The organism is Streptosporangium sp. NPDC049078 (assembly GCF_040648855.1).
Taxonomy (GTDB): Bacteria; Actinomycetota; Actinomycetes; order Streptosporangiales; family Streptosporangiaceae; genus Streptosporangium.
The window spans coordinates 90,287-111,208 of the sequence record NZ_JBEZEL010000014.1; the positions used below are offsets into that span (position 1 = coordinate 90,287).

General features: G+C 66.8%; 24 protein-coding genes. 13 read left to right on the forward strand and 11 right to left on the reverse strand.

Going from position 1 to position 20,922, the window contains the following annotated elements; genetic code table 11:
* Nucleotides 1-60 precede the first annotated feature (60 nt).
* Together AB0B90_RS24340 and AB0B90_RS24345 are read left to right on the forward strand one after the other, a co-directional pair.
* Nucleotides 61-1,311, forward strand: a complete 1,251-nt coding sequence (locus AB0B90_RS24340) for an amidohydrolase family protein (protein WP_350946022.1) — start codon at nucleotides 61-63, stop codon at nucleotides 1,309-1,311.
* Between the two features lie 518 nt (nucleotides 1,312-1,829).
* The gene (locus tag AB0B90_RS24345) at nucleotides 1,830-2,219 is read left to right on the forward strand and encodes a hypothetical protein (RefSeq protein ID WP_350946021.1); all 390 of its coding nucleotides are present in this window, start codon (nucleotides 1,830-1,832) and stop codon (nucleotides 2,217-2,219) included.
* Nucleotides 2,220-2,481: 262 nt separating this feature from the next.
* On the opposite strand, the gene AB0B90_RS24350 is transcribed toward AB0B90_RS24345, so the two are convergent.
* The 3 genes from AB0B90_RS24350 to AB0B90_RS24360 form a co-directional block, all read right to left on the reverse strand.
* The gene (locus AB0B90_RS24350) at nucleotides 2,482-2,826 is read right to left on the reverse strand and encodes an MmcQ/YjbR family DNA-binding protein (protein WP_350946020.1); all 345 of its coding nucleotides are present in this window, start codon (nucleotides 2,824-2,826) and stop codon (nucleotides 2,482-2,484) included.
* Nucleotides 2,827-2,882: 56 nt separating this feature from the next.
* Nucleotides 2,883-4,994, reverse strand: coding sequence for an alkaline phosphatase family protein (locus AB0B90_RS24355; protein WP_350946019.1), 2,112 nt, complete (start codon nucleotides 4,992-4,994; stop codon nucleotides 2,883-2,885).
* A gap of 132 nt (nucleotides 4,995-5,126) precedes the next feature.
* On the reverse strand, nucleotides 5,127-5,423 hold the full coding sequence (locus AB0B90_RS24360; RefSeq protein WP_350946018.1) for a hypothetical protein: 297 nt from the start codon (nucleotides 5,421-5,423) through the stop codon (nucleotides 5,127-5,129).
* A 210-nt stretch (nucleotides 5,424-5,633) separates the two neighbouring features.
* Here AB0B90_RS24360 and AB0B90_RS24365 point away from each other — a divergent pair, with 210 nt between their 5' ends.
* Together AB0B90_RS24365 and AB0B90_RS24370 are read left to right on the forward strand one after the other, a co-directional pair.
* Nucleotides 5,634-5,942 (forward strand): hypothetical protein, encoded by a 309-nt coding sequence (locus tag AB0B90_RS24365; RefSeq protein WP_350946017.1) that lies wholly within the window; start codon nucleotides 5,634-5,636, stop codon nucleotides 5,940-5,942.
* A 64-nt stretch (nucleotides 5,943-6,006) separates the two neighbouring features.
* The gene (locus AB0B90_RS24370; RefSeq protein WP_350946016.1) at nucleotides 6,007-7,995 is read left to right on the forward strand and encodes a hypothetical protein; all 1,989 of its coding nucleotides are present in this window, start codon (nucleotides 6,007-6,009) and stop codon (nucleotides 7,993-7,995) included.
* 14 nt (nucleotides 7,996-8,009) lie between these two features.
* Here AB0B90_RS24370 and AB0B90_RS24375 read toward each other — a convergent pair whose 3' ends face one another.
* The gene (locus tag AB0B90_RS24375) at nucleotides 8,010-8,483 is read right to left on the reverse strand and encodes a hypothetical protein (RefSeq protein ID WP_350946015.1); all 474 of its coding nucleotides are present in this window, start codon (nucleotides 8,481-8,483) and stop codon (nucleotides 8,010-8,012) included.
* A gap of 490 nt (nucleotides 8,484-8,973) precedes the next feature.
* Here AB0B90_RS24375 and AB0B90_RS24380 point away from each other — a divergent pair, with 490 nt between their 5' ends.
* From AB0B90_RS24380 to AB0B90_RS24400, 5 genes are all read left to right on the forward strand, one after another.
* Nucleotides 8,974-9,801, forward strand: coding sequence for a helix-turn-helix transcriptional regulator (locus AB0B90_RS24380; protein WP_350946014.1), 828 nt, complete (start codon nucleotides 8,974-8,976; stop codon nucleotides 9,799-9,801).
* The gene (locus AB0B90_RS24385) at nucleotides 9,792-9,992 is read left to right on the forward strand and encodes a DUF397 domain-containing protein (protein WP_350946013.1); all 201 of its coding nucleotides are present in this window, start codon (nucleotides 9,792-9,794) and stop codon (nucleotides 9,990-9,992) included. Before AB0B90_RS24380 ends, AB0B90_RS24385 begins: the two co-directional genes overlap by 10 nt.
* Before the next feature lie 115 nt (nucleotides 9,993-10,107).
* Nucleotides 10,108-10,308 carry a DUF397 domain-containing protein gene (locus AB0B90_RS24390; RefSeq protein WP_350946012.1) on the forward strand — a complete coding sequence of 67 codons (201 nt, stop codon included), beginning with the start codon at nucleotides 10,108-10,110 and terminating at the stop codon, nucleotides 10,306-10,308.
* Between the two features lie 64 nt (nucleotides 10,309-10,372).
* Nucleotides 10,373-10,579 carry a DUF397 domain-containing protein gene (locus AB0B90_RS24395; protein WP_350946011.1) on the forward strand — a complete coding sequence of 69 codons (207 nt, stop codon included), beginning with the start codon at nucleotides 10,373-10,375 and terminating at the stop codon, nucleotides 10,577-10,579.
* 159 nt (nucleotides 10,580-10,738) lie between these two features.
* On the forward strand, nucleotides 10,739-11,401 hold the full coding sequence (locus tag AB0B90_RS24400; RefSeq protein ID WP_350946010.1) for a LysE family translocator: 663 nt from the start codon (nucleotides 10,739-10,741) through the stop codon (nucleotides 11,399-11,401).
* A gap of 17 nt (nucleotides 11,402-11,418) precedes the next feature.
* Here the strand turns inward: AB0B90_RS24400 and AB0B90_RS24405 are convergent, their stop codons facing one another.
* Entirely contained in the window at nucleotides 11,419-12,549 is a 1,131-nt protein-coding gene (locus AB0B90_RS24405) for a LysR family transcriptional regulator (protein ID WP_362924945.1), read from the reverse strand.
* A 70-nt stretch (nucleotides 12,550-12,619) separates the two neighbouring features.
* Between AB0B90_RS24405 and AB0B90_RS24410 the strand changes: the two genes are divergently transcribed.
* Nucleotides 12,620-13,489 carry a dihydrodipicolinate synthase family protein gene (locus AB0B90_RS24410; protein WP_362924947.1) on the forward strand — a complete coding sequence of 290 codons (870 nt, stop codon included), beginning with the start codon at nucleotides 12,620-12,622 and terminating at the stop codon, nucleotides 13,487-13,489.
* Between the two features lie 114 nt (nucleotides 13,490-13,603).
* On the opposite strand, the gene AB0B90_RS24415 is transcribed toward AB0B90_RS24410, so the two are convergent.
* The 3 genes from AB0B90_RS24415 to AB0B90_RS24425 form a co-directional block, all read right to left on the reverse strand.
* Entirely contained in the window at nucleotides 13,604-14,014 is a 411-nt protein-coding gene (locus tag AB0B90_RS24415; protein WP_350946007.1) for a VOC family protein, read from the reverse strand.
* A 10-nt stretch (nucleotides 14,015-14,024) separates the two neighbouring features.
* Nucleotides 14,025-14,465 carry a helix-turn-helix transcriptional regulator gene (locus AB0B90_RS24420; protein WP_350946006.1) on the reverse strand — a complete coding sequence of 147 codons (441 nt, stop codon included), beginning with the start codon at nucleotides 14,463-14,465 and terminating at the stop codon, nucleotides 14,025-14,027.
* A 249-nt stretch (nucleotides 14,466-14,714) separates the two neighbouring features.
* Nucleotides 14,715-15,455, reverse strand: a complete 741-nt coding sequence (locus tag AB0B90_RS24425) for an NPP1 family protein (RefSeq protein WP_350946005.1) — start codon at nucleotides 15,453-15,455, stop codon at nucleotides 14,715-14,717.
* Between the two features lie 437 nt (nucleotides 15,456-15,892).
* Between AB0B90_RS24425 and AB0B90_RS24430 the strand changes: the two genes are divergently transcribed.
* The 3 genes from AB0B90_RS24430 to AB0B90_RS24440 all read left to right on the forward strand — a co-directional run bounded on the left by AB0B90_RS24430 (nucleotide 15,893) and on the right by AB0B90_RS24440 (nucleotide 17,962).
* The gene (locus AB0B90_RS24430) at nucleotides 15,893-16,024 is read left to right on the forward strand and encodes a hypothetical protein (protein WP_350946004.1); all 132 of its coding nucleotides are present in this window, start codon (nucleotides 15,893-15,895) and stop codon (nucleotides 16,022-16,024) included.
* Nucleotides 16,025-16,325: 301 nt separating this feature from the next.
* Nucleotides 16,326-16,844, forward strand: coding sequence for a SigE family RNA polymerase sigma factor (locus AB0B90_RS24435; protein ID WP_350946003.1), 519 nt, complete (start codon nucleotides 16,326-16,328; stop codon nucleotides 16,842-16,844).
* Entirely contained in the window at nucleotides 16,841-17,962 is a 1,122-nt protein-coding gene (locus AB0B90_RS24440) for a hypothetical protein (RefSeq protein ID WP_350946002.1), read from the forward strand. Before AB0B90_RS24435 ends, AB0B90_RS24440 begins: the two co-directional genes overlap by 4 nt.
* Before the next feature lie 497 nt (nucleotides 17,963-18,459).
* On the opposite strand, the gene AB0B90_RS24445 is transcribed toward AB0B90_RS24440, so the two are convergent.
* The 3 genes from AB0B90_RS24445 to AB0B90_RS24455 all read right to left on the reverse strand — a co-directional run bounded on the left by AB0B90_RS24445 (nucleotide 18,460) and on the right by AB0B90_RS24455 (nucleotide 20,369).
* On the reverse strand, nucleotides 18,460-19,272 hold the full coding sequence (locus tag AB0B90_RS24445; protein WP_350946001.1) for an SDR family oxidoreductase: 813 nt from the start codon (nucleotides 19,270-19,272) through the stop codon (nucleotides 18,460-18,462).
* Between the two features lie 312 nt (nucleotides 19,273-19,584).
* Complete coding sequence (locus AB0B90_RS24450; RefSeq protein ID WP_350946000.1) at nucleotides 19,585-19,923, reverse strand: metalloregulator ArsR/SmtB family transcription factor; 339 nt, start codon at nucleotides 19,921-19,923, stop codon at nucleotides 19,585-19,587.
* Nucleotides 19,920-20,369 carry an SRPBCC domain-containing protein gene (locus tag AB0B90_RS24455; protein WP_350945999.1) on the reverse strand — a complete coding sequence of 150 codons (450 nt, stop codon included), beginning with the start codon at nucleotides 20,367-20,369 and terminating at the stop codon, nucleotides 19,920-19,922. The genes AB0B90_RS24450 and AB0B90_RS24455 overlap by 4 nt, the downstream gene beginning before the upstream one ends.
* Nucleotides 20,370-20,922: the final 553 nt, after the last annotated feature.

A 20,922-nucleotide genomic window follows, 5' to 3' on the forward strand; every position in this document is an offset into this window, starting at 1 on the left:
GGCACCGGCTTGGCAGATCTGGCCGTCACGCTCCTGCCGGTGTGCTTCTACCGTGCTGTCATGGACGCTCCAGACCTGCTCATCCGCAACGCCACCCTGCGCGGCCGTCCCGGCAGGTGGTCGCTGGCCGTCACGGGCGGGCTCATCGGCCACGTCGCCCAGGACGATCCCGACCTGCCCCCGGCGACCGGCATGACCCTCGACGCGGACGGCGCCCTGGTCACCGAGCCGTTCGTGGACGCGCACCTGCACCTGTGCAAGGCCCACACCCTCGACCGCGCCGGGTCCGCCGCACTCTCGGAGTACACCGCGGGCGCGATGGGGGCCGCGATGGGCGCCATCGAGACGGCCGCCGCCGTCAAGACCGGCCAGACCACGCGATCCGTCCTCGAACGCGCGAGACCGGTGCTCCTGGAGTCCGTACGACACGGCGTCCGGGCGGTGCAGGCCTTCGCCGACATCGACCCGAAGGCAGGACTCACCGGCCTGGAGGCGCTGCTGGCACTGCGCGAGGAGTTTCGCGGCGTGGTCGACGTGCGGGTGGTGGCGTTCCCGCAGGACGGCCTGCTCCGCGAACCCGAAACCGAGGAACTCGTCGTCGAGGCCGTACGGCTCGGCGCCGACGTGGTGGGCGGCATCCCCTGGATCGAGTGGACCGACGCCGACGCCGCCGAGCACGTGCGGCGCATGGTCGGCCTCGCCCAGCGGCACGGCCTGCGCGTCGCCATGCTCGTCGACGACGCGGGAGACCCGGGACTGCGCACGACCGAGATGCTGGCGCGGGAACTCCTGGCGCGCGACATGGTCGGACGCGGCAGCGCCCAGCACGCCAGGGCGATGGCGCTCTACCCCGAGCCGTACCTGCGCCGCCTGGCCGGGTTGTGCCGCGCCGCGGGGCTCGGATTCGTGAGCGATCCGCACACCGGGCCGCTCCACCTGCCGGTCTTCCGGCTCGCCGACGCCGGTGTCCCGGTCGCCCTCGGCCAGGACGACATCGAGGACGCCTACTACCCGTTCGGGCGGCACAACCTCCTGGAGGTGGCCTTCCTCGCCGCCCACCTGCTCGACGCGCGCACCGACGACGCCCTGGAGCGGTTGTACGACATGGTGACCGTCAACGCCGCGCGGGTCGTCGGCCTGCCCGTCCACCGTCTGGAGGCCGGTGCCCCCGCCGATCTCGTCGTCCTCGAAGGACGAACCCTCCGCGAGGCCCTCACCGGGCACGCGCCACCCCGCCACGTCGTCGTCGCGGGCCGGGTCGTCGCCTCCTCCACCCTGCACACCTCCTTCGGACCCGGCGTTCCCCGCTGACGGCGTTTCTTCGGACCTGGCGTTCCCCACGGCGGACGCTCCTTCGAACCCTGCCTGCCCCGGACGCGCTTTCGGACTCGGCATTTCCCCTGGTGGATGCCCTCTCGAAGCCAACGGTCTTCGATGACGGATACGGGAAACCGGTGCCCGAGCGCCATGGCGACCCCGGCCGACGGGGGGTTCTCCCACGAAAACAGGAGCTCGGACGAGGACGATCTACCGAACCCTGGCGGTTCCGCCGCGAATGACACCCTGCCGGGACGCGAGCCTTCCGCCGAGACCGATAGCCGAGCGTCACCGATCCCCCCGTCTCCGTTCCTTTCCGCTACCGCCAGGTAATCCGGCCGCCCCAAGCCTTTGGGATCCGCTAGCAGACTCCCGCATCCCCAACCACTTACCGTGAAGACAGGTTACGCATCGTGTCGGCGTCGCCCTCGACGCGGCGCGGCGCTCCGCCGGCCCGGGCACCGCCCTGGGCTCGACCGATTCGACATCGATTCGATGTGGAGTGATCTGCCATGACCATGATCAGAAATGCCCTGGCGGCCGGAGCCATGACGGTCTCCGCCCTCGTCGTCCCCGTGGCGATGCCGACCCCGTCCGCCGTCGCGGACACCGTGGCCGTGACCACCCCGACCACCGCCACCTCCGCCCTGAAGCCCTGCCGCGAGCACAAGAACCCCGCAAGGTGCCGCGCCCGGCGCGAGCACCGGTACGAGTACGGACGGAACTACCGGCACAAGCACGGCCATAAGCACATGCGCGGGCATGGGCAGGACTACGGGCGTGAGTACGGAGGAAGCAAACGCGGACGCGAGCGTGTCGGCATCGGCGAGGGCGTCGGTATCGGCGGCGGTATCAGCGACAGCATCGGCGGTAGCGGCACCGGCCGTGGGATCAACAACTGACGGACGACCTACGGACGCCTGACGACGGCCGGCCGGCCCGGCAGCGACCGGACGACGGAGCCGGCCACCGGCGGTCAGGAGACCGAAGAAGCGTCGCCGTGACCACGAGCCGCACGCTCACCTTCCCGTGAGCCAACCTCCTGTCGGCCCCGCGTTCCGCATGTGCCACCCCGGAACCAGCACGATTCCCCAGCCAACCTGATCGAATATGGCATTTGACCAGCAACGATGCGGCACATGCGGAAAATGGGGCCAACCGGGGCTAGTGTGCGGCCTCGTGGGCGTCGACGAGCTTCTTGGGAGCCGTCAGGCACCACGCCTCGGTGACCAGCTCGAACAGCTCGTCCGCGTCGATCTTCGCGAGGTGGACCACGACCCAGCCGAACTGGCCCGCGGTGAACTGGATCTCGAACACCTCCGGCCGCTCCGCCACCAGCGCGAGCTGCTCGGCGATCGTCGACTTGAGCCCCACGGTCTCCGTCTTCTCCCACAGGTAGCCGAAGCCCTTGCCCCGCACCTTCAGCGAGACCCACTCACCGCCGTCGCCCTGCTCGGTCTCCGGCAGCCGCTTCACCATCTCCAGGAATTCATCCACGCTCACACCCATGGCCCACGGTCTACCAGAGCACACCGACATTTCTCCCCCGCCGTCCCCGGCGGCCGTCAGCCCGTGACACTCGGTTCGCCGTTCTCGATGTGTCCCATCAGGCGTCGGGCGAAGCCGGTGTCCCCGGCGACGGTGATCCACAGGTCGTACCACCCGGTCGCGGCCCGCCACGGCACCCGCGCGGTGTCACGGGACGCGACCCGCAGCGTCCGCGCCGTCCCGCCGTAGGCGAGGGGCAGGACCGTTACGTCGGCGGGTCTGTTACCGGTGTTGACGACGGTGATCTCGATCGTCCGGGTGGCCGCGTCGATCACGCTGGACATCTCCACCCTGTCGTCGGTCCCACCCCGAAACTCCCTGCGGAAGCCGTTCGGGCCGGTGAGGACGAGGGCGTACGTGGGACAGGGGAAGTAGACCACCTCGCGGGCCTCGCCGAGCACGTCGAAGTGCAGAGGCCGGACGAGTTCCCCCATGTAGCCGTACAGCGCCAGGTGCGCGCTCTCCGCACCGGTGTTGCTCATCGTGATCTCGACGGCGCGACCGCCGGTGCGTGCCGAGGCGTCGGGCCGGTACGGCAGCGCGCGGGCGGGCCTGACGCCCGGTTCCGCGCACGGCATGCGCTGCTCGGCGGGGGCGTCGGGATACCAGCGGCCGACCGCGACTCCCTGGGCGACCGGAGCGTCCCGACCAGCCGCGACCTCCTGGACAACCGGAGCGTCCCGGTCGGCCGAGATGTCCCGAACAGTCGAGATGTCCTGATCGGTCAGAGCACCCTGGGCGGACGCGGCACCCTCCGGGACACTGATTTCCGGCGTCACGGGCGTGGGCCACGCCTCCGGGCGGGCGAAGTCGAAGGCGGAGGTGAGATCTCCGGCGACGGTCCGCCGCCAGGCACTGATGTCGGGGGCCTCGATGCCGAGCCAGGTCTCCAGGAACCGGACCGTAGAGCTGTGGTCGAACGTCTGCGAGCAGACGTGGCCACCCACGCTCCACGGTGATACGACGATCATCGGGACGCGCATGCCCAGCCCGATGGGACGTCCTCCGACAAACTCTCCCGGGGTCCCTTCCGGCGGGACGGGCGGGGGAACGTGGTCGAAGAAGCCGTCGTTCTCGTCGTAGGTGACGAAGACCGCGGTGCTCGCCCACACCCCCGGACTCGACGCCAGCGCGTCGAGAATCCGGTAGACGACCTTCCCGCTCTCCACCGCCGAGGAGCCCTCGGGGTGTTCGGAGTCGGCGAGCGAGGTCACGACGTACGAGACCGCCGGTAGGCGTCCCGCCGCCACGTCGGCGGCGAACCAGTCCCCCAGCCCGCCCGTCCGGGTGCGCCGCAACGCCCGGTCGTAGAGCGCCCGGTCGGCCGGATCCAGGCGTGCCACCTTCTCCTCAAGCTCGGCGAGCATCGGCGCGGGATCCTCGGACGCGCGCACCTTCTCGTAGAAGGAGTACATGCTGCTCTGCCCGAGTTTCGCCATGACCGCCTTGAACGTGGCGAAGAACTCAAAGTTGTTGCACTGGTAGTTGTCCCACTCCTGGTAGACCTGCCAGGAGTGCCCGGCCTGGGTCAGCAGTTCGGGCACCGTGGTCCAGGTGTAGCCCGGGTGCCCGTCCTCCTCACAGGCGCCGTTGTCGACGGCCCGCTGCTCGGTGCCCGGCTCGTAACCCGTGTGGCCGGAGACGTGGTAGTTGCGGTTCGGCGTCGTGGAACTCAGCACCGAGCAGTGGTAGGCGTCGCAGATCGTGAACGCGTCCGCCAGCTCGTAGTGGAACGGAAGATCCCCGCGGTCGTAGTACGCCATGGTGGACGGCCCCTTGTTGGGCACCCAGGCGTCGTTCCAGCCCATCGCCCAGGCGTTCTGCGTACCGAGCCAGGTGTGGTCGTGGGTGTCGAGCAGCATCGGGTCGGCTCCCGCGCGCTCGGCCGCCTCCCGTAGGGAGAAGGGCAGGATCCCGTCCTGCTCGAAGATCGGGCGGAGCGCCCGGGTGGACACCGCGTTGCGGTCCCCGTAGCCGCGCACCCCGCGCATCCGGCCGAAGTAATGGTCGAACGACCGGTTCTCCTGCATGACGAAGACGACGTGCTTGAGGTCGGAGAGCCCTCCGGGAGGGGCGGGCCGCGCCAGCAGGCGCACGAGAGAGGGGGGAAGTGCGGACGGTGCCGACATTGGCGCATCCCTTTAACGGCATTTCAGGCAAACCTCAACCTAACCCACCCTCGGGGTGCAACCGGTGCGGCGGCGGGAACACGATGCGAACGGAGAGCGCGACCGTCGGAACGACGGCATAAGGTCAACAGGTCAACGGTCCGGCTGCTGTAGCCGCTGGATCTGGAGACGCAACTCTCGTTCGCGGTTCAGGTGCCACTGCTCACGGCGTATCTCCGACTCCTCGGCGGCCTGCTCGTCCCAGCGCGCCCGAATCACCTGGATGTGGCGCAGGGTAGCGCGAGACAGCCATATGACGCCGATCACGATCGCCATGAGCACGGTCACGTGACCGGCCAGGAACAGCACGAAACCGGCGAGGAAACACATCCAGTACGCGACCTTGACGGCGATTTCTATCGCGCCGATGTGCTTTTCGAACAGCGTCATCCGTTACTCCGATTCTGGCACTTGGCGAAGTTACCGCACATGAGAGGTAACGACCGAAATATCGGTTTCAACCGCTCAGGATGGCCATCGCTCCACCGACGAAAGCGCGATGCCGACCGAGTACGGGGCTTGCCGACTTAGACGATCAATACCTACTCTGGTATGCGACTTTTTCCTTCATCACGGGGTCACGAAAAGGGCGGGGGTGGCGTGGCCGAGCGGATGGTGCCCAGCCCTCGGTACGAACGGCTGAGGCAATTGCTCATCGAGGCCGAAGACAGGGCTCACGAGGTGCGGCAGGCATACCAGCGCGCCTCCTCGGCGATGCGGTCGGGACAGGTGTGGACGGGGCCGACGGCCACCACCTGGACCAGCGAGTTGGAAGACCGGCGCCAGCGGCTGGCGCGGCTCGCCCAGCGTGTGGTGGACGCGGTCGAGGAAGAGCTGCGCCGCTCTCCCCCGCTGGTGACCGAGGCGGAGGCGGACGCCATGCGCAGGGAGATGGCCGGACGCATGTGACCGTCACGACCATGAGCCGGACGTACGTGACCGTCACGACCACGAGCACGAGGGGGAACGTTCCATGGCACCCACCGCCGAATTCTGCGGCATCGACCCCGACCAGATGGGGCAGCTCGCCACCTCCCTGCGCGGCGAGGCCGACCGGCTGACCACCTTCACCAGGGAGTTCGAGCAGAAACTCGGCCGGTACGGGATCAGCACCCCCGCATTGCGGGAGATCGCCGACATCGCCGACTGGGCCGGGAGGCAGGTCTCCATGCTCCACGGCCGGATCGACCTGATCAAAACCCTGGGCGACGGCGCCCCGGAGCTGGGCGGCGCGGGTGGTGCGGCCTCGATGGCGCCGGGCGGCCAAGGGCTCATCCGGCTCCCCGACGAACTGAAGGACTTCGAGATCGCCCAGGGTCTGGCCAGGATGTACGGCGAGGACATCCTCGTGAACTTCCACGGCGAGTCGCAGGCCAAGCTCATCCACGAGCACATCGACGACGTCGCCAAACTCGCAGAAAACCCCCAAGCCGCCGCCGCCTTCTTCGCCCTGCTCTCCCCCAAGGTTCGGGACGCACTGCCCAGCATCATCGCGGCCACCGGCAGCAAGACTTCCAAACAGGACTTGGCCGCCTTCAGCAAGGCTCTCGGTGCGGCCCTGAACGCCCCCGCTCTCGTCCCGGCCTTCTCCAAAGTCAAAGACGACCTGGTCAAGCCGGTTGAGGGCAAGGTCACCGCCTGGAACCGGCTCGCACTGCTCAAGGGCGCGAACGCCCCCTCGTCCGTCCGCAGCGCGGCGGCCCGCGCGCTCGTCCTGGACGAGTTCGCGAAAAGGCCCGGACAGGAGTGGCGCGCCGGATCCCTCGGCAGCAAGAAGTACGACCTGCCTGACGACCTGGTCGCCATGGGCTTGGAGGTGCTCGACGGAGACGGCCCAGCGGTGCGGGACACCTTCTCCAAGATGGGCGGGACCGACGTCAAACTCACCCAGGTCGACAAGATGAAGCTGTTCCTCAAATACGCCAAGGGGGTGGGCACCGGAGACGAGGTGGCCGACGCCTTCGGCCGGGCGATGGAAGCGGGGACCGAGACCAAGACCGAGAAGGCCGGTCAGCACAGCCCAGCCGCTGCGGCCTTCGCCTTCGACGCCATCCGCGCAGCCGCCTCCTTCGGCGCCGACCTGCCGCAGCCGGCCAAGGATTCCATGAGCGTGATAGCAAAGTCGTACGTCCACGAGTTGGTATCGGGAGGACGCTTCGACAAGGCCTCCGACCGTGTTTCCAGCATGCAGGTCCCCAAGCATTGGGAATCCTTCCCGGGGGTGACCCCCGCGTTCTACCTCAGCCCTGTCGATACCTATCAATTCATGAAAACCTTCGTTAGCGCCGAGAAGCTGACCGACGAGTTCGACTCAGCGGTGGCGAGATTCCGCCACGACACCTTGCTGGCCGCAGCCCGCTTGGACGCGCAAGGCAGCACTGACCATTTCCGCGACATCTCAATGATGTTCGGTGATTTCGGCAGCGTAGCGTTCAAGGCAGCGAAAGACACGTTCGGCGAGGAGGACGCCGTCGCCAAATTAGCCACCGATTTCGCCAAGAATACTTTCGGCCTCCTCCTCGGTGGAGTTACCGTCACGAACCAGGCCGCCGAACTCGGATGGGAACTCGCCCAGGCATACGCCATCAGCTACGCCTCGGATAAATGGGCCGACATGTTCAAAAAACAGGTTGAAATAGTCTCCGAGAAACGGGTCGACCTTGCCAAAAGCATGAAGTACGAGATGGCATATCTTCTCCACAGCGGCGGCTACCCGGCGAGCGATCCTCCCGGAGAGCTCGTCAACGCGACCACCGGCACTCTCAAAACATATGACGAACTCATTGCCGAGGCCAAGCATGAGGCAACTGGCGACAAGGAGTGGGAACCAGCGTTTCAGAAAAAGCTAGACTCTCTCGATGTCTGGATGGACGAAAATGTAGATTTCGACAAAAAGATCGAACATTCTTCACGATTCCAGACCAGCGACCTGGCCGAGAACCTATTGAAGACTCCCAAGTGACGTGACCGACTCTCTCAGCGTGACAGACATGCGGTCTGCGCATGCAGTCGCCAGGTCGGCGCTTCTGGCGCTATATAAACAGTCACCATGACCCCCACCCCCTTACTCCCATAAATGAACCGCCCCTCCAGGGCATCAGCCTGACTGATGTCGTGCTCAACCTCGTAGCCCATGATACGAGAGAGAGTGTTCTCCATAACTCTTTGGGCTTTGTCCAGGCGAGAGTCCAATGATTCGTCGACACGTTCCTCGTCGGCCGTTGCTCGTAATACCCGCTTGACCTTATCGCCACCGCAAGGAAGATCCTTGTCGGGATGTTGAACGATGCGCAGATTCATGAGCGGATTCTTGAAGACGTCGTCATTTTCCAGGCGTTGGGCATCTTTTTGCAGCTCCGCTGCCGCGTCCTTCAAGGATGGCCCGGAAGCGCATCCGGAGGCCACTATCGTCAGCGCCAGACCAACGGCGAGTAACCGGGTGGAGCGCATTTGGGACCTCCGGGGGTGGTGAGCGCCGGGACGTATCAATCTTTACCCACCTGGACCGAGTTCGCCACACCCTTTCCATACTCGTTCGCCGATCAGGGGGAGTTGCCAGGTCACACCGACCACTGTCATCAGCCAGGGCAGAGGCGCGGACTCATAGGCCAGAGGTGCGATCCGTGGAGCCGGCGGCTCACTCGTCATCATGATTTTTCCTTTCGAATGATTTCCGACACTCGCACCGGGAGACCAAAAGGGACCATTTAATTCATATGCGACTCGACTCGCCTTCGCCCGGGAAAATGGTTTACCGCTTTATTGCCAGCCCTTTCGTTGTGAGGATTCCTGTGCTTAGAATGCCTCCTCGGTAGCTGGCTGACGAGGAGTTCGTCAATCCAGGTCAGGGCAGGCCATGACAGCCGCTGGCATACGCGGCCGAATTCGGTGGTGCCAATTAAAAGAAATGTCCGTTTCTTCTAATTTGAGAGGAAATACGATGGATGAGGTGCCACCCCTCGACCCCGGATCCCCTCGCGCGCGATTCGGCGCCGAGATGCGTCGACTGCGGGAGGCCGCGCAGCTCTCGCAGTCCGCCGTGGCCAGACGCCTTGGCTGCACCCAAACCCAGATCAGTCGCCTGGAGAGCGCCGGTCGCACACCTTCGAAGTCCGACGCAGAGAGGCTGGATCGGCTCTTCGGAACAACCAACGGCATCTCTTTCACAGCGATACGTGAGCACATCGTTGCTCAACCAGGCGGGCCTGCCTGGTTCTGGAACTGGGCCGAGGAGATCGAACCCAGAGCTCTCGTCATCCGCTCCTGGGATCCCCTCCTGGTGCCCGGCCTGCTCCAGACGGAGGCGTATGCCAGACATCTCTTCAGCCGAGGACCACACATCACATCCGAGGAGTTGGAGCAGCGTGTCGAAGCCCGCATGCAGCGGCAACGGATCCTTGATCAGGAAGATGCGCCCACCATCCTCGCCCTTATCGATGAGGGTGTGCTGCGTCGTCGAATCGGTAACCCCGAGCTGATACGCGAGCAATTCGGTTATCTACTGGAAGCCGCACAGCGGTCGACCATTTCCATCCAGGTCGTCGATTCGGAGTGTGTAGCGGGTCTGGCAGGAGCCTTCATGATCGCCGATCTTCCGAACGGGGAGCCGGACGTCGTCCATTCAGACTCACCCGCCCAGGGACATATCATAACCAATCAAGATCTTGTGGCTTCCGTTCAGAAGCGCTATGAGGCGATACGACTCTGGGCTTATCCTGAGCACGTATCCCTCAAAAAGATCGAAGAAGCGAGGCAAGAGTGGACCTGAGCGAAGCCATCTGGCGGAAATCATCACGTTCCTCCGACAACGGCGGCCAGTGCATTGAGGTGGCTGCCAACCTACCCGGAGTGATCGCCGTTCGCGACAGCAAAGACCCCAACGGCCCCAAGCTGCTCTTCACCCCCGCTCAGTGGGGCACATTCGTTCACGGTATCAAAACCGATCAGCTCGGCCATTAAACCGGTTCCGGCCAGGAGGAAAAACCCTCAGGGTTCAAAAGTACGGTGAGGCAACACCACTCTTTTCTCATTTCGAGGCGCGTTACCTCAAGAGGATCGAGAAAGTGAATCAGCAATGGACTTGAACGAAGCCGTATGGCGGAAGTCGTCACGCTCCGGGGATAGCGGTGGCCAGTGTGTCGAGGTGGCTACCAACCTGCCCAGGGTAGTCACTGTTCGCGACAGCAAGGACCGGGACGGGGCCAAGCTGCTCTTCACCCCCACCCAGTGGGACACCTTCGTCCACCGCATCAAGGCCGGCGACTTCGACCATTAGCTCTGCCGCAGTCAGGGACCATCAGCACGCACCTCTCAAGAAGATCAAGGAAGTGAGGCAGGGAATGGATCTGAGCGGTGCAGTGTGGCGGAAATCATCGCGTTCCTCCGGCAACGGCGGCCAGTGCGTTGAGGTGGCCGCCAACCTGCCCGAAGTGATCGCCGTTCGCGACAGTAAGAACCCCAACGGCCCCAAGCTGCTCTTCACCCCGACCCAGTGGAAAACGTTCGTCGGCGGCCTCAAGGCCGGCAAGTTCGACTCTCCGACCTGAGCTTTTACCCCTTCGGCGCGACGGACACCCGTCCCAGCCAAGCCCGGCAACGCGCCCACGTTGCCGGGCTTCACGTCGTGCTTGCCGAGCCCTCGACACCGGGCTCCGAGACCAGAGCCCCGGCCGGAAAAGAGTTGAGCCGAAGAGACGAAAGCGAGCATGCTCAGGCTCATGGACCTCGTCGCCTCCCTGCCTGCCTTCGTCGTCGCCGTCGTGCTGATCTCAGCGTCACCCGGTCCAGCGATGGCGTTGATCCTGCGTCGTGCCGCGCTGCACGGTTTCCGGGGAGCGGTGCCGACGGTGCTGGGACTGGAGGCCGGGCTGTACGCCTGGGCGCTGTTCGCCGCGGCCGGCCTCGCCGCCCTGGTGGCCGCTTCCGAGGTGGCCTTCGTCGTTCTCCGCGTGATCGGCGCGGGTTTCCTGCTCTATCTCGGGCTGAAGGCGTGGCGCACCGCGTGGCGGATCAAGAAGGCCGGACCGGTACGGGAGACGACAGAGGACACCTCGCCCAGCCTGAGGCAGAGCTGGTGGAGGGCCTTCGGTGAGGGCGCCCTCGTGATGCTCGCCAATCCGAAGATCGCGGCCTTCATGATCGCTTTCTATCCCCAGTTCGTACCGGCCGACCAACCGCTATTCTCCACCACCGCGCTCCTCGCGCTCCTGCAGGTGGCCGTCGAGATCGTGCTGTACCTCGCCCTGGCCGCGGTGGTGGGACGTGCGGGCGCGTGGTTCCGCAGGCCCGTGATCCGTCGCCGCCTGGAGGCCGTCAGCGGCACCGTTCTCATCGTCCTCGGCCTGCGCATGGCCGCCGCGACCCGCTGACGCCGACGGCTGTTCCCTCACCGGCCACAGGCGGCTGTCCCATCCACGCGGAATACCCGTTCGAGCAGCCCCGGAGCTTCCGTCCGCCCGCCGACCCGGGCCTTTCCCAGGTGGTCCTCGGTCGCGGCGCGGATGGCGCGGACACACGCGGCGACCGCGGGGTGCTCGGCGGCTCCCCGGCGGTAGGCGATCCTGGTCCTGCGCCGTGCCCGCAGCGGCAGGAGCCGAACGCCGTCCGGAAGGCGGCCGGCGCCGAGTTGTGGCACCAGGGCGACCCCCTGGCCGGCGGCGACCAGGGTGAGCACGGCGGTGAAATCGTCCACGTGGTGGCGTACCCTCGGCGCGAATCCCGCCGCCTGACAGGCGCGTACGGCCACGGTGTGGCAGAGGGTGCCCGGTGAGCCTACGATCCAGTCGGCGTCACGGAAGCCGTCGACCGGATCCGCGGCCGCCACGGCGCCCTCCGTATCGGCTGAACACGCGCCTGCCGTCGCGCCGACCGACCACGCGGATGTCCCGGCGTCGGCCGGATCGGTGAGTGCCGTGGTCTCCGCTGCGCCGGGAAGCCCGGGGAGGATCGTCTCATCCGGCCGCGACGTCGTATCGAGCGCCGCGCCACAGGGAACCGCGAGGAAGACCGTCTCGTCCAGCAGGGGTGTCGAGTCGAGCGTCGGGTCGGGCTCGACGGGTGCCAGGTCGTAGTCGTGCAGCAGCGCCACGTCGAGGTGCCGTTCTCGCAGCGCGTCGGGGGCGGCGGCCGGGTCGAGTTCGGTGACCATGAGGGCGAGCCCCGGATGGTCGCGGCCCAGCGCGACGAGGGCCGCCGGTAGCAGGGTGTGCACGGCGGTGGGGAAGGCTCCGATGCGCATGGTCCCGATCAGGCCGGACCGGGCGGCGGCGAGGGTCGCCGAGGCCGCCTCCAGTTCGGCGAGCACGGTCTCGGTGTGCTCGACCAGTGCGACGCCCGCCGGGGTGAGGGTGACCCGGCGACCGGTCCGTTCCAGCAGTGCCACCCCCGCCTCCCGTTGCAGCGCCGCGAGCTGCTGGGAGACGGCCGACGGCGTATAGGTGTGAACCTGGGCAACCGCGGCGATGGTGCCGAGTCTGGCCAGGTCGCGGAGCAGCCGCAGGCGGCGAACATCAAGCATAAGTTCAGCTTACGTATGCCTCCACAAACCGGAACTGGTTCTTCATATTTGGTCGCGCGACGATAACCCCATGACGCTCAACGGTCTCTACGTCCCATTGATCACTCCGTTCGAGACCTCCGGCGAGGTGGCCCTCGGCGCACTGGAGCTGCTCGCGCGGCGGTTGCTCGACGACGGCGCGACGGGTCTGGTCGCGCTCGGCACCACGGGGGAACCCAGTGCGCTCACGGACGCGGAGAAGCGGGCCGTGGTCGAGGTGACGGCCCGGGTCTGCCGGGAGCGGTCGGCGCCGCTCGTGGTGGGCGCCGCCACGGCCGAGGCGTTGCGGCGGCTGGGCGATCACCCGGAGGTCGTCGCCGCGCTCACGGTGGTTCCCCCGTTCGTACGCCCCGGAGAGGAGGGCATTCTCGCGCACTTCGCGCACCTCGCCGAGCTGAGCCCGGTGCCGCTCATCGTCTACGACGTTCCGCGCCGTACGGGCCAGCACCTGTCGGCCGGGACGCTGCGGAGGCTCGCCGTGATCCCCGGTGTCGCCGGGTTGAAATCCGCGCCCGGTGCGATCACCGACGACAGCATCGAGTTGCTGGCCGACCCGCCCCCCGGGTTCGCGATCCTCGGCGGCGACGACCCGCACATCTCGCCGATGCTGGCACTCGGCGCGCACGGCGGCGTTCTGGCCTCGGCGCTGGTCGCCACCGCCGACTTCGCGCGGCTCGTCACCGCCTGGCGGGCCGGCGACGTGTCCGAGGCGCGCGCCCTCGGACACCGTCTGGCGCCGCTCTCGCTCCGGCTGTTCGCGGAGCCGAACCCCACGGTGATCAAAGCCGTACTGCACGCGCGGGGCGACATCCCCACCCCCGCCGTACGGCTGCCGCTGCTGGCCGCTTCCCCGGACACGGTGGCGGCGGCGCTGGCGTCCTGGCAGCCGCTCCGTCCGTGAATCGGCACCGGCGCCGTCGGGAAGGCCGCCGTTCGCGCGGAGGGTGTGAGGATGCGGAGGGCGTGAGGATACGGTGCGGATTCCCGCTCGGTCATCGCCGAGCGCTCGCGGTGGTTACGCCTTGGGCGCCTGCGAGATGCGCACCATGTTGCCGGAGGGGTCACGGAAGGCGCAGTCGCGCGGGCCCCAGGGCTGGTCGATGGGCTCCTGCAGCACCTCGGCGCCGAAGTCGCGCACCTTCTCGAAGGTCGCGTCGACGTCGTCGGTGCGGAACACGGTCATGGGCAGGACCCCTTTGGTCAGCAGCTCCTGCAGGGCGTCGCCGTCGGCCTGGGACCGGCCGGCGTGCGGCTCGGAGAGCACGATCTCAAGGTCGGGCTGGGAGGCGCTGCCGAGGGTGACCCAGCGGAACCCGCCCGAGGCGACGTCGTTGCGCACCTCAAGACCGAGCGCGTCGCGGTAGAAGGCGAGCGATCCGTCCAGGTCGTTGACGGTGACGTGGCAGTACTGAAGAGAAACGGTCATGTGGCCAACGCTAGATGGCGGTGGCGCGGACCACTTCTCCGATCCTGACCTGTTGGTTCCTCGTCGGCCGGGTCTGCACCTTGGCCACGCAGGCGGGCATCGCCCGCACCGCACGGTGCTCCTGGGCCCGGTACGCGCTCGGCGTCATCTTCACGAGCTCGGTGAAGCGCGAGCTGAACGAGCCGAGGGAGGTACAGCCGACCGCCATGCACGCGTCGGTCACGCTCATGCCCCCGCGCAGCAGCGCCATCGCCCGCTCGACCCGCCGGGTCATGAGGTAGCTGTACGGCGTCTCACCGTAGGCCGCCCGAAACGCCCGGGAGAAGTGCCCCGGCGACATCAGCGCGTGGCGGGCCATCGTCGGGACGTCAAGCGGACGTGCGTACTCCCGGTCGATCAGATCCCGCGCCCTGCGCAGGTGCGCGAGGTTGGCAAGGTGTGACTGGTCCATGGGACGAGGGTATCCGCTCCGGTCTCACCCCTGCCGACCTGCACGGATGAGACTCAGTGAAGCTCATGCCCCCGCGGCCGGATCCACCGGCCACGGCCTTCGTCCCGCGTCCAGGGCACGTGAACAGCCATCCGGCGCGTACGTACCGTGGCCGCCTGACGTCGGCCGCGGCCGACGGGGGTGACGACCGGTCATCACCCCCGTTTCACCGGTCAGGTCGAGCCGCCGGTGGCTCGACAGAAGGGCTTGTCAGGCCCAGGGGTCGAAGGGGATGCCGCTCGGCTTGGCCCGCGAGAGGAGGTCCCCGAACCTGCCGTCATTGATCTTGATCGTCGCGGCCCCGAAGTCCGCGTTCATCAGCCTGTCGCGCAGCGAGGTGCTGGGCCAGCCGTTCCAGTCCACCAGCGGGGGGTAGCGCCAGTCGTGGTAGTGGTTCTCCGGCGGCTCGTCGTTGCCGTTGGCGAGCCGGAAGAAGTGCGTGGACAACCCGTCCTTGTGGTAGACGACCTTGGGATGCGACCCGTCGAAGCGCACCTGCGAGCGCGGATAGGTCACGACGCTGCTGTGTTGCGTGGTCGAGAGATACTCCACCTGGTTGGACGCCTGGTTGACCCAGGAGATGACGTGTTCCCAGTCGTGCCGGTGGCCGCCGAGGCTGATGCCGGGCAGCGCCTGGTCCTTCTCGAAGTAGCTGGCGTACACGATGGCACACCACCCGCTGTTGCACTTGGAACGGGCGTAGGTCTGCGAGTTGTCCAGGTCCGACTGGTCACGGCAGTTGCCGTTCACCGCGCCGGTCGGGTTCAGCCCACCGGCGAGGGTTCCGTCCGGTCCGATGGCGGGGGTGGCGTAGCAGCCGTCGCCGTCGTAGTCGTAGGCCGGCGAGAACGAGGACTCATACCCTCCCGCCGACTGAGGCAGATTGCCGGGCGGAGCGGCATGGGCCGCCGACGCGGGGATCACGACCCCCAGCACGGCGACGCCGAACACGATCCCGAGCCGCGAACGCCTGCGTGTGAAGAAGGTGGGGGAGGATGTGCTCCTCTCTGACGTGGTCGTTGACTTCGATGCCCTCGCGGTGGACGTGAATGACGACAGCTTTCGCATTCTTCCGCCTTCTCGAAGAACTGACTTCATGACCTGACGGCGCTTCGGCATGCCGGGGCGTCGGCGGTGTTCTCCGCGCCGATGTGAGCACGCCTCGCGCTTTTACGGCACCACGGAACCGGCGCTTGATCAAGGTCCATGGATCAAATGACGCCGACACATACCGGCGACGGCCGAAAGGTGAACCACAGGCGGCGGTCGGTAGGCGGGCCTGCCGCGGAGCGGGGAGCGAAGATCAGCAAAGTCATCCCCAAGTGGAAGGCAAGACCGCCTTGGGAGCATTCCCTCACAAGGTTCGCCATCCAAAAGGAGTGTTGAAGATGAACGACTTCACAGCCACCGCCCGTGAGCTCGACGAGAACGAGCTCGCCGGCGTCACCGGCGGTCACCGTCCGGACTACGACTGGATGAACTACGACTGGCGCGACGCGGTCATCTGCGCCCTGCCGTAACCATGGGACGGGGGGCCGCTCTCACGGGTCGGCCCCCACCTCAGGTCGTACGACAGGCTGTACGCATCACCGAAGGCGTGGCTGTCGTCATCCGGTCGCCCCCGGAGCTCGGCTCCTCCGCCCATACGCAGACCCGTCCCGGTCTCGCCACGTCTTACCGGAGAAACACATCAAGCTGTGAACAGTGCCCGTGTCACGACCCGCCGTGGCGGATCACTTTCGCCGTAGAAGAAGCCGTAGAGAAAAGACTGCAACCTTTCGCCCGATGAGTCGCGTTGGGAACGGGCGAGAGGAGATCACAGTGGATCGTTATGACGGCTTCCGCGAGTTCGTGCTCGCCCGCCAGCAGACGCTGATGCGGACCGCGTACCTGCTGACGGGAGACGCCCATCTCGCCGAAGACCTGCTGCAGAGCGTCCTGATCAAGATCGTGGGGCACTGGCCCAAGCTGTCCAGGAGCGGTAATCCCGAGGCGTATACCCGCAAGGCGCTGGTCAACCAGTACATCTCCTGGCGGCGTCGGCCGCATCTTGAGTTACCGAGCGCCGATCCACCTGAACGCGGTGCCTCTTACGACGGGGCCGCGCTCGACCGGATCGTGCTCCGGCAGGCGCTGGCCAAGTTGACGCCCAAGCAGCGCGCCGTGATCGTGCTGCGCTTCTGGGAGGACCTCACCGAGACGCAGACGGCCGAGGTGCTCGGCTGCTCGGTCGGCACCGTCAAAAGCCAGGCCCATCACGCGCTGACCCGCCTGCGCACGGTCGCGCCCGAACTCGCGCATCTGCTCTCCGATTCCGAGCTCACGGAGGTGGTCCTATGACAAGCCTGCGTAAGACGCTGGGCGACATCGCCGACGAGGCTCCACTGGTGAGTCTGGCCGACCTGGCCGACCGGGCCGTCGCGGGTCACCGGCGCAGGCGGCGCACCTCCCTGACGCTCGCCGCTGTCGCAACGGTCATGGCACTGGGCGTGGGAACCGCGGGCACGACGCTGGTGGGGTCGCGTGGCGACTACGGCGACTACACGGTCACGCCACAGCGCGCGGATACGCTGCCCGAGCTGCCCGACGGCAAGGTGGAACCGCTCGGCTACGCGTACCAGACGCCCTGCAAGGTCGACAAGAAACGGCAGGTCGACTGCAGCGTCACCGAGTGGCGGGTGGTCACCCGCACCGGCACGACCTACCGGGTGCCGCAGGCACTCACCGGAACCGCCAAGGCACTTCGCGTCCCCGTCTCGATCAGCCGGGACGGGCGCATACTCGCCTACTACAGCCGTCAGGCCCAGGCGCATGTGGTCCGTGACCTGGTGAGCGGCTCCACGGTGACCTCCTCTGTCACGGTGAAGGAGGAGAGGATCGGCGTGGGCTCCATGCTCGTGGTCTCCGACGACGGCCGCCACGTGGTCTTCGACCCGCGTGAGGGGAGCAAGGAACCTGGACTGTTGATCGACATGCGCACCGGCAAAACGGTGTCGATACCCGGCGAGTACGAGGCGATCGGCATCAAGAACGGCGTCGCCCAACTGGTCCGTTACCGCAAGACCGACCTGTGGCTGATGCCCGTCACCGGTGGAGGCGCACCGGTGCGCTTCGACGGCGTGTTCATCATGTTCAGTGAGCTCTCTCCGGACGGCCGGACGGTGGCCGCCTTCGAGTTCGGGAAGCGAGGCATGGAGAGGCACTCGCTCACCCTTCTCGACGCCAAGACCGGGCGGACCATCCGGAAGGTGGTCATCCGCGGCCTGCCGAAGGCCGGCGGCGTCCTCGGCACCTCCCTCTGGCGGAACAGGGCCGAGGTCACCCTTCTTTACCTGCACAACGGAGGATCGCGCAGCAGCTATGCGATCGACATCAATACCGGCCGGGCCCGACAAACAGCTCGCTACCCGAATGTGTCTCCGCACATGCTCTTTCCTGGAGTCGTGAGCAGCAAATAGAGCTTGTGCGAAAAATCCCTGGATGAGAGATATCGGCGGTGGGGTGACTTGTCGTGGAGCACGGGGCCGTCGACGACAAGGAAACGCGCCGCCTGTCCGACACCGCGGGAGAATTCCTTGCCCCGCCGCTCTCGGCGGGGCAAGCCGGGCGGTCGTCCGGTCGAAGGCTCCCTCCGGGAGATCGTCAACGCGTCGGCCTACCAACCGGCGGCCGGACGTACATCGCAGCTGCTGCCACACGATTTGCCGCCCTGACAGGGAAGCGGAGAACGGAAGTCTCCGCTCGGCCAACCACCGTGACAGGCTCGGCTCTGGGGATGCTCCTATGGTTCGTCAGGCGACGAGTCAGACCTCACCGGGAGGCGTTCACCTCCATCCTCACTGTCAGGCGAGGCCCCACCTCCTGCAGCCGACCTGCGGGGGGACGCACGTCCGCACGCCTGACTCTCACAACTGCGAGTTCGGGCCGCAGCTCGGCCTTTTCCGGCATAGCAGTCTCAGTCGACAAGTGCGCCGGCGGACAGATTGACGATCGCTCCGGTCATGGCTCCACTTCGGTCTGAGGCGAGGAACGCGGCCGTCTCCGCCACATCGGAGAGCGTGGGCAGCCTTTTCAGAAGCGTTCCCTGCACCATTCCCCCACCTTCGAGCATTTCCTGGACCGACTGTCCGGCCGCCGCCGCGGTCTGCTCGAAGAGGTCCTTGGTGTAGGAACCCGCCGCCGGGGCGTCGGCGACGGCGTGGGGACGGATGCCGATCACCCGGATGTTGCCGGGTGCCAGCTCCGCGGCCAGGACCCGCGAGAACGCCTCCTTGCCGGCCGCGCTCACGCTGTGCCCCAAGATGCCGCCCACCGCCATTTTGGAACCCGGCTCGGACAAGGTCAGGATGACGCCGGGGCGCTCGCGGCCCATGTGCCGTGCCACGGCCTTGCTGGTGATGAACAGTGTCCGCAGAAAACCGTCGATCGGCCGCATGAACTCCTCCAGCGAGAGGTCCGCCAGTGAAGTCCCCTGGTCGTGCATGACGCTCACGGCGTTGAGGGCGATGTCGATGCCACCGGCCGTCTCCGCGACCGCGTCGGCGTGCTTTTCGACCGCCTGTTGATCGAGAACGTCGACGTGCGCGGTCTCGACTTTTCCGCCCGTGACGGCGATGTCACGCGCCACGGCGTCGAGCTTCGCCCGCGTCCGCCCGGCGATGAAGACCCTCGCGCCTTCCCTGGCGAACACCCGGGCGACCGCGCCGCCGATGGCGCCCCCACCTCCATAGATCACAGCGTTCTTGCCTTCGAGTAGCAATGCATTCATATGCGTCCCCCAGGGGTGATCGATTCTTTCGAACGATTACGCGGGCTCGATGGTCACACCGCCGCCGCGAGTTCTGTCGCGGCCGCGGTTGCCGCAGGCTTCGGGAAGCCTGCGGCCCAGGCGTCCGGCATGGAGATCGCCGCAGACGAGGCGGTGAAGGCGCCGATCGCCATGCCACCGGCATGGGAACTCACCTCGAGGCCCACATCGGCCGCGAAGACCTGCGGCGAGAACGAAAGCCGTCCACTCAGGCCGGGCCGAGCTCGACCGCGTCGAGGAGGTCGCCGGAGATCTCTTCCGGCGGCCTGTCGGTCAGTCGTTTTTCTGACGCTGGATCTGTTCCGCGATGCGCTTGATGCGGTTCAGTCGCGTGTCCCAGGTCCTGCCGACCTCGTTCAACTGCCGGACGGCGCGGGCGAGCTGCGCCTCGTCGACTTCGTAGCGCCGCTCGCGGCCCATCGGTGTCGCGTGCACGAGTCCCGCGCGATCGAGGACGGCCAGGTGCTTGGTGACCGCCTGGCGTGAGATCGGGAGACGATCGCTCAGGCTGGTCGGCGTACCGACTCCTTCCGCGAGCAGCAGGTCGATCAGGCGGCGCCTGATCGGATCGCCGATCGCCGACCAGAGTTCGTCGTCGACGGCGACGGTCATCGCGCCACCACGGAAGGGGCGTAGTCCCGCAGCCTGGGCAGGAACAAGTCCCAGCCGCGCTCGTGGTCGTGGAAGGCCGCCTCAAGCACGGCGGCCTCCCAGCCCTTCTCCCGCCAGCCGCTCTCGGTCACGCGCAGAATCGTGCCGTCGCCGGAGGGTTCGAGCTCGAAGGTGACCAGGAGAGAGTTGTCCGCGTCGGGCAGCCGACCACCGGGAGCGATCCAGTGGAACGCGAACGTACGGGGCGGATCCACGGTGACCACCGTGATCGGTTCGACCACGGCGCGCTCGTCCCACACCAGTTCGCCGACCGCGCCCGGCTCGGGCTCGAACGACGCGTCTTCGGACCACCACATCTTGATGTGCTCGGGACGGCTCACCACATCGAAGACGATCTCCGGTGCCGCGTCGATACGGATCTCGCGCTCCAGCTTTCCGAACTCCACAACGAACCTCCAATAGGCAACCATCGGTTGCGCATGACTTTAGCAACCACGCCGTCAACCCGCAACCTTATGTTGCATGATGCCTCCGAGGTCGACGCCGATTCCGGTCGCCGTCCACTACCGGAGACTCTGACCGACCCCCTCCGGGACAGCGCTCTCACAGCCTGTCCCGGAGGGGGCGCACACCTGGCCGACCTGGTTTCAGAACTCCCGCCGCGCCTGCACACGCTATGCCGGTCATCCAAGGCCTCACCGAAGGCCGGTTCATGATCCGCTCGGGATTCTCCCCTCAGCCCTGGCGGGGGTGGAGTGACGGTGCCGGTCCACCGGTCCGTGGAACTCCGGGTCGCCGTGCGCACCTTCGGCGGCCGGCGGTCCGCACCCGACCGGCTCCAAGATCGCGATGAAAGTTTCAGGTGCTTTCATTCGCCGACGTCTTATGCCGACACACCATAAGGCGCGTGTACCCCCAAAGCGGGTCATCGACAGCTTTACACGGATCTTGACACGTTTCACAGATGTTTCCACACTGAGTCCCCGGAGCGGTCTCCGC

Coding starts and splice junctions, on each gene's coding strand:
- AB0B90_RS24340 (WP_350946022.1), top strand. CDS start 61: ATGGACGCTCCAGACCTGCTCATCCGCAACGCCACCCTGCGCGGCCGT.
- AB0B90_RS24345 (WP_350946021.1), top strand. CDS start 1,830: ATGACCATGATCAGAAATGCCCTGGCGGCCGGAGCCATGACGGTCTCC.
- AB0B90_RS24350 (WP_350946020.1), bottom strand. CDS start 2,826: ATGGGTGTGAGCGTGGATGAATTCCTGGAGATGGTGAAGCGGCTGCCG.
- AB0B90_RS24355 (WP_350946019.1), bottom strand. CDS start 4,994: ATGTCGGCACCGTCCGCACTTCCCCCCTCTCTCGTGCGCCTGCTGGCG.
- AB0B90_RS24360 (WP_350946018.1), bottom strand. CDS start 5,423: ATGACGCTGTTCGAAAAGCACATCGGCGCGATAGAAATCGCCGTCAAG.
- AB0B90_RS24370 (WP_350946016.1), top strand. CDS start 6,007: ATGGCACCCACCGCCGAATTCTGCGGCATCGACCCCGACCAGATGGGG.
- AB0B90_RS24375 (WP_350946015.1), bottom strand. CDS start 8,483: ATGCGCTCCACCCGGTTACTCGCCGTTGGTCTGGCGCTGACGATAGTG.
- AB0B90_RS24380 (WP_350946014.1), top strand. CDS start 8,974: ATGGATGAGGTGCCACCCCTCGACCCCGGATCCCCTCGCGCGCGATTC.
- AB0B90_RS24390 (WP_350946012.1), top strand. CDS start 10,108: ATGGACTTGAACGAAGCCGTATGGCGGAAGTCGTCACGCTCCGGGGAT.
- AB0B90_RS24395 (WP_350946011.1), top strand. CDS start 10,373: ATGGATCTGAGCGGTGCAGTGTGGCGGAAATCATCGCGTTCCTCCGGC.
- AB0B90_RS24400 (WP_350946010.1), top strand. CDS start 10,739: ATGCTCAGGCTCATGGACCTCGTCGCCTCCCTGCCTGCCTTCGTCGTC.
- AB0B90_RS24405 (WP_362924945.1), bottom strand. CDS start 12,549: ATGCTTGATGTTCGCCGCCTGCGGCTGCTCCGCGACCTGGCCAGACTC.
- AB0B90_RS24410 (WP_362924947.1), top strand. CDS start 12,620: ATGACGCTCAACGGTCTCTACGTCCCATTGATCACTCCGTTCGAGACC.
- AB0B90_RS24415 (WP_350946007.1), bottom strand. CDS start 14,014: ATGACCGTTTCTCTTCAGTACTGCCACGTCACCGTCAACGACCTGGAC.
- AB0B90_RS24420 (WP_350946006.1), bottom strand. CDS start 14,465: ATGGACCAGTCACACCTTGCCAACCTCGCGCACCTGCGCAGGGCGCGG.
- AB0B90_RS24430 (WP_350946004.1), top strand. CDS start 15,893: ATGAACGACTTCACAGCCACCGCCCGTGAGCTCGACGAGAACGAGCTC.
- AB0B90_RS24440 (WP_350946002.1), top strand. CDS start 16,841: ATGACAAGCCTGCGTAAGACGCTGGGCGACATCGCCGACGAGGCTCCA.
- AB0B90_RS24445 (WP_350946001.1), bottom strand. CDS start 19,272: ATGAATGCATTGCTACTCGAAGGCAAGAACGCTGTGATCTATGGAGGT.
- AB0B90_RS24450 (WP_350946000.1), bottom strand. CDS start 19,923: ATGACCGTCGCCGTCGACGACGAACTCTGGTCGGCGATCGGCGATCCG.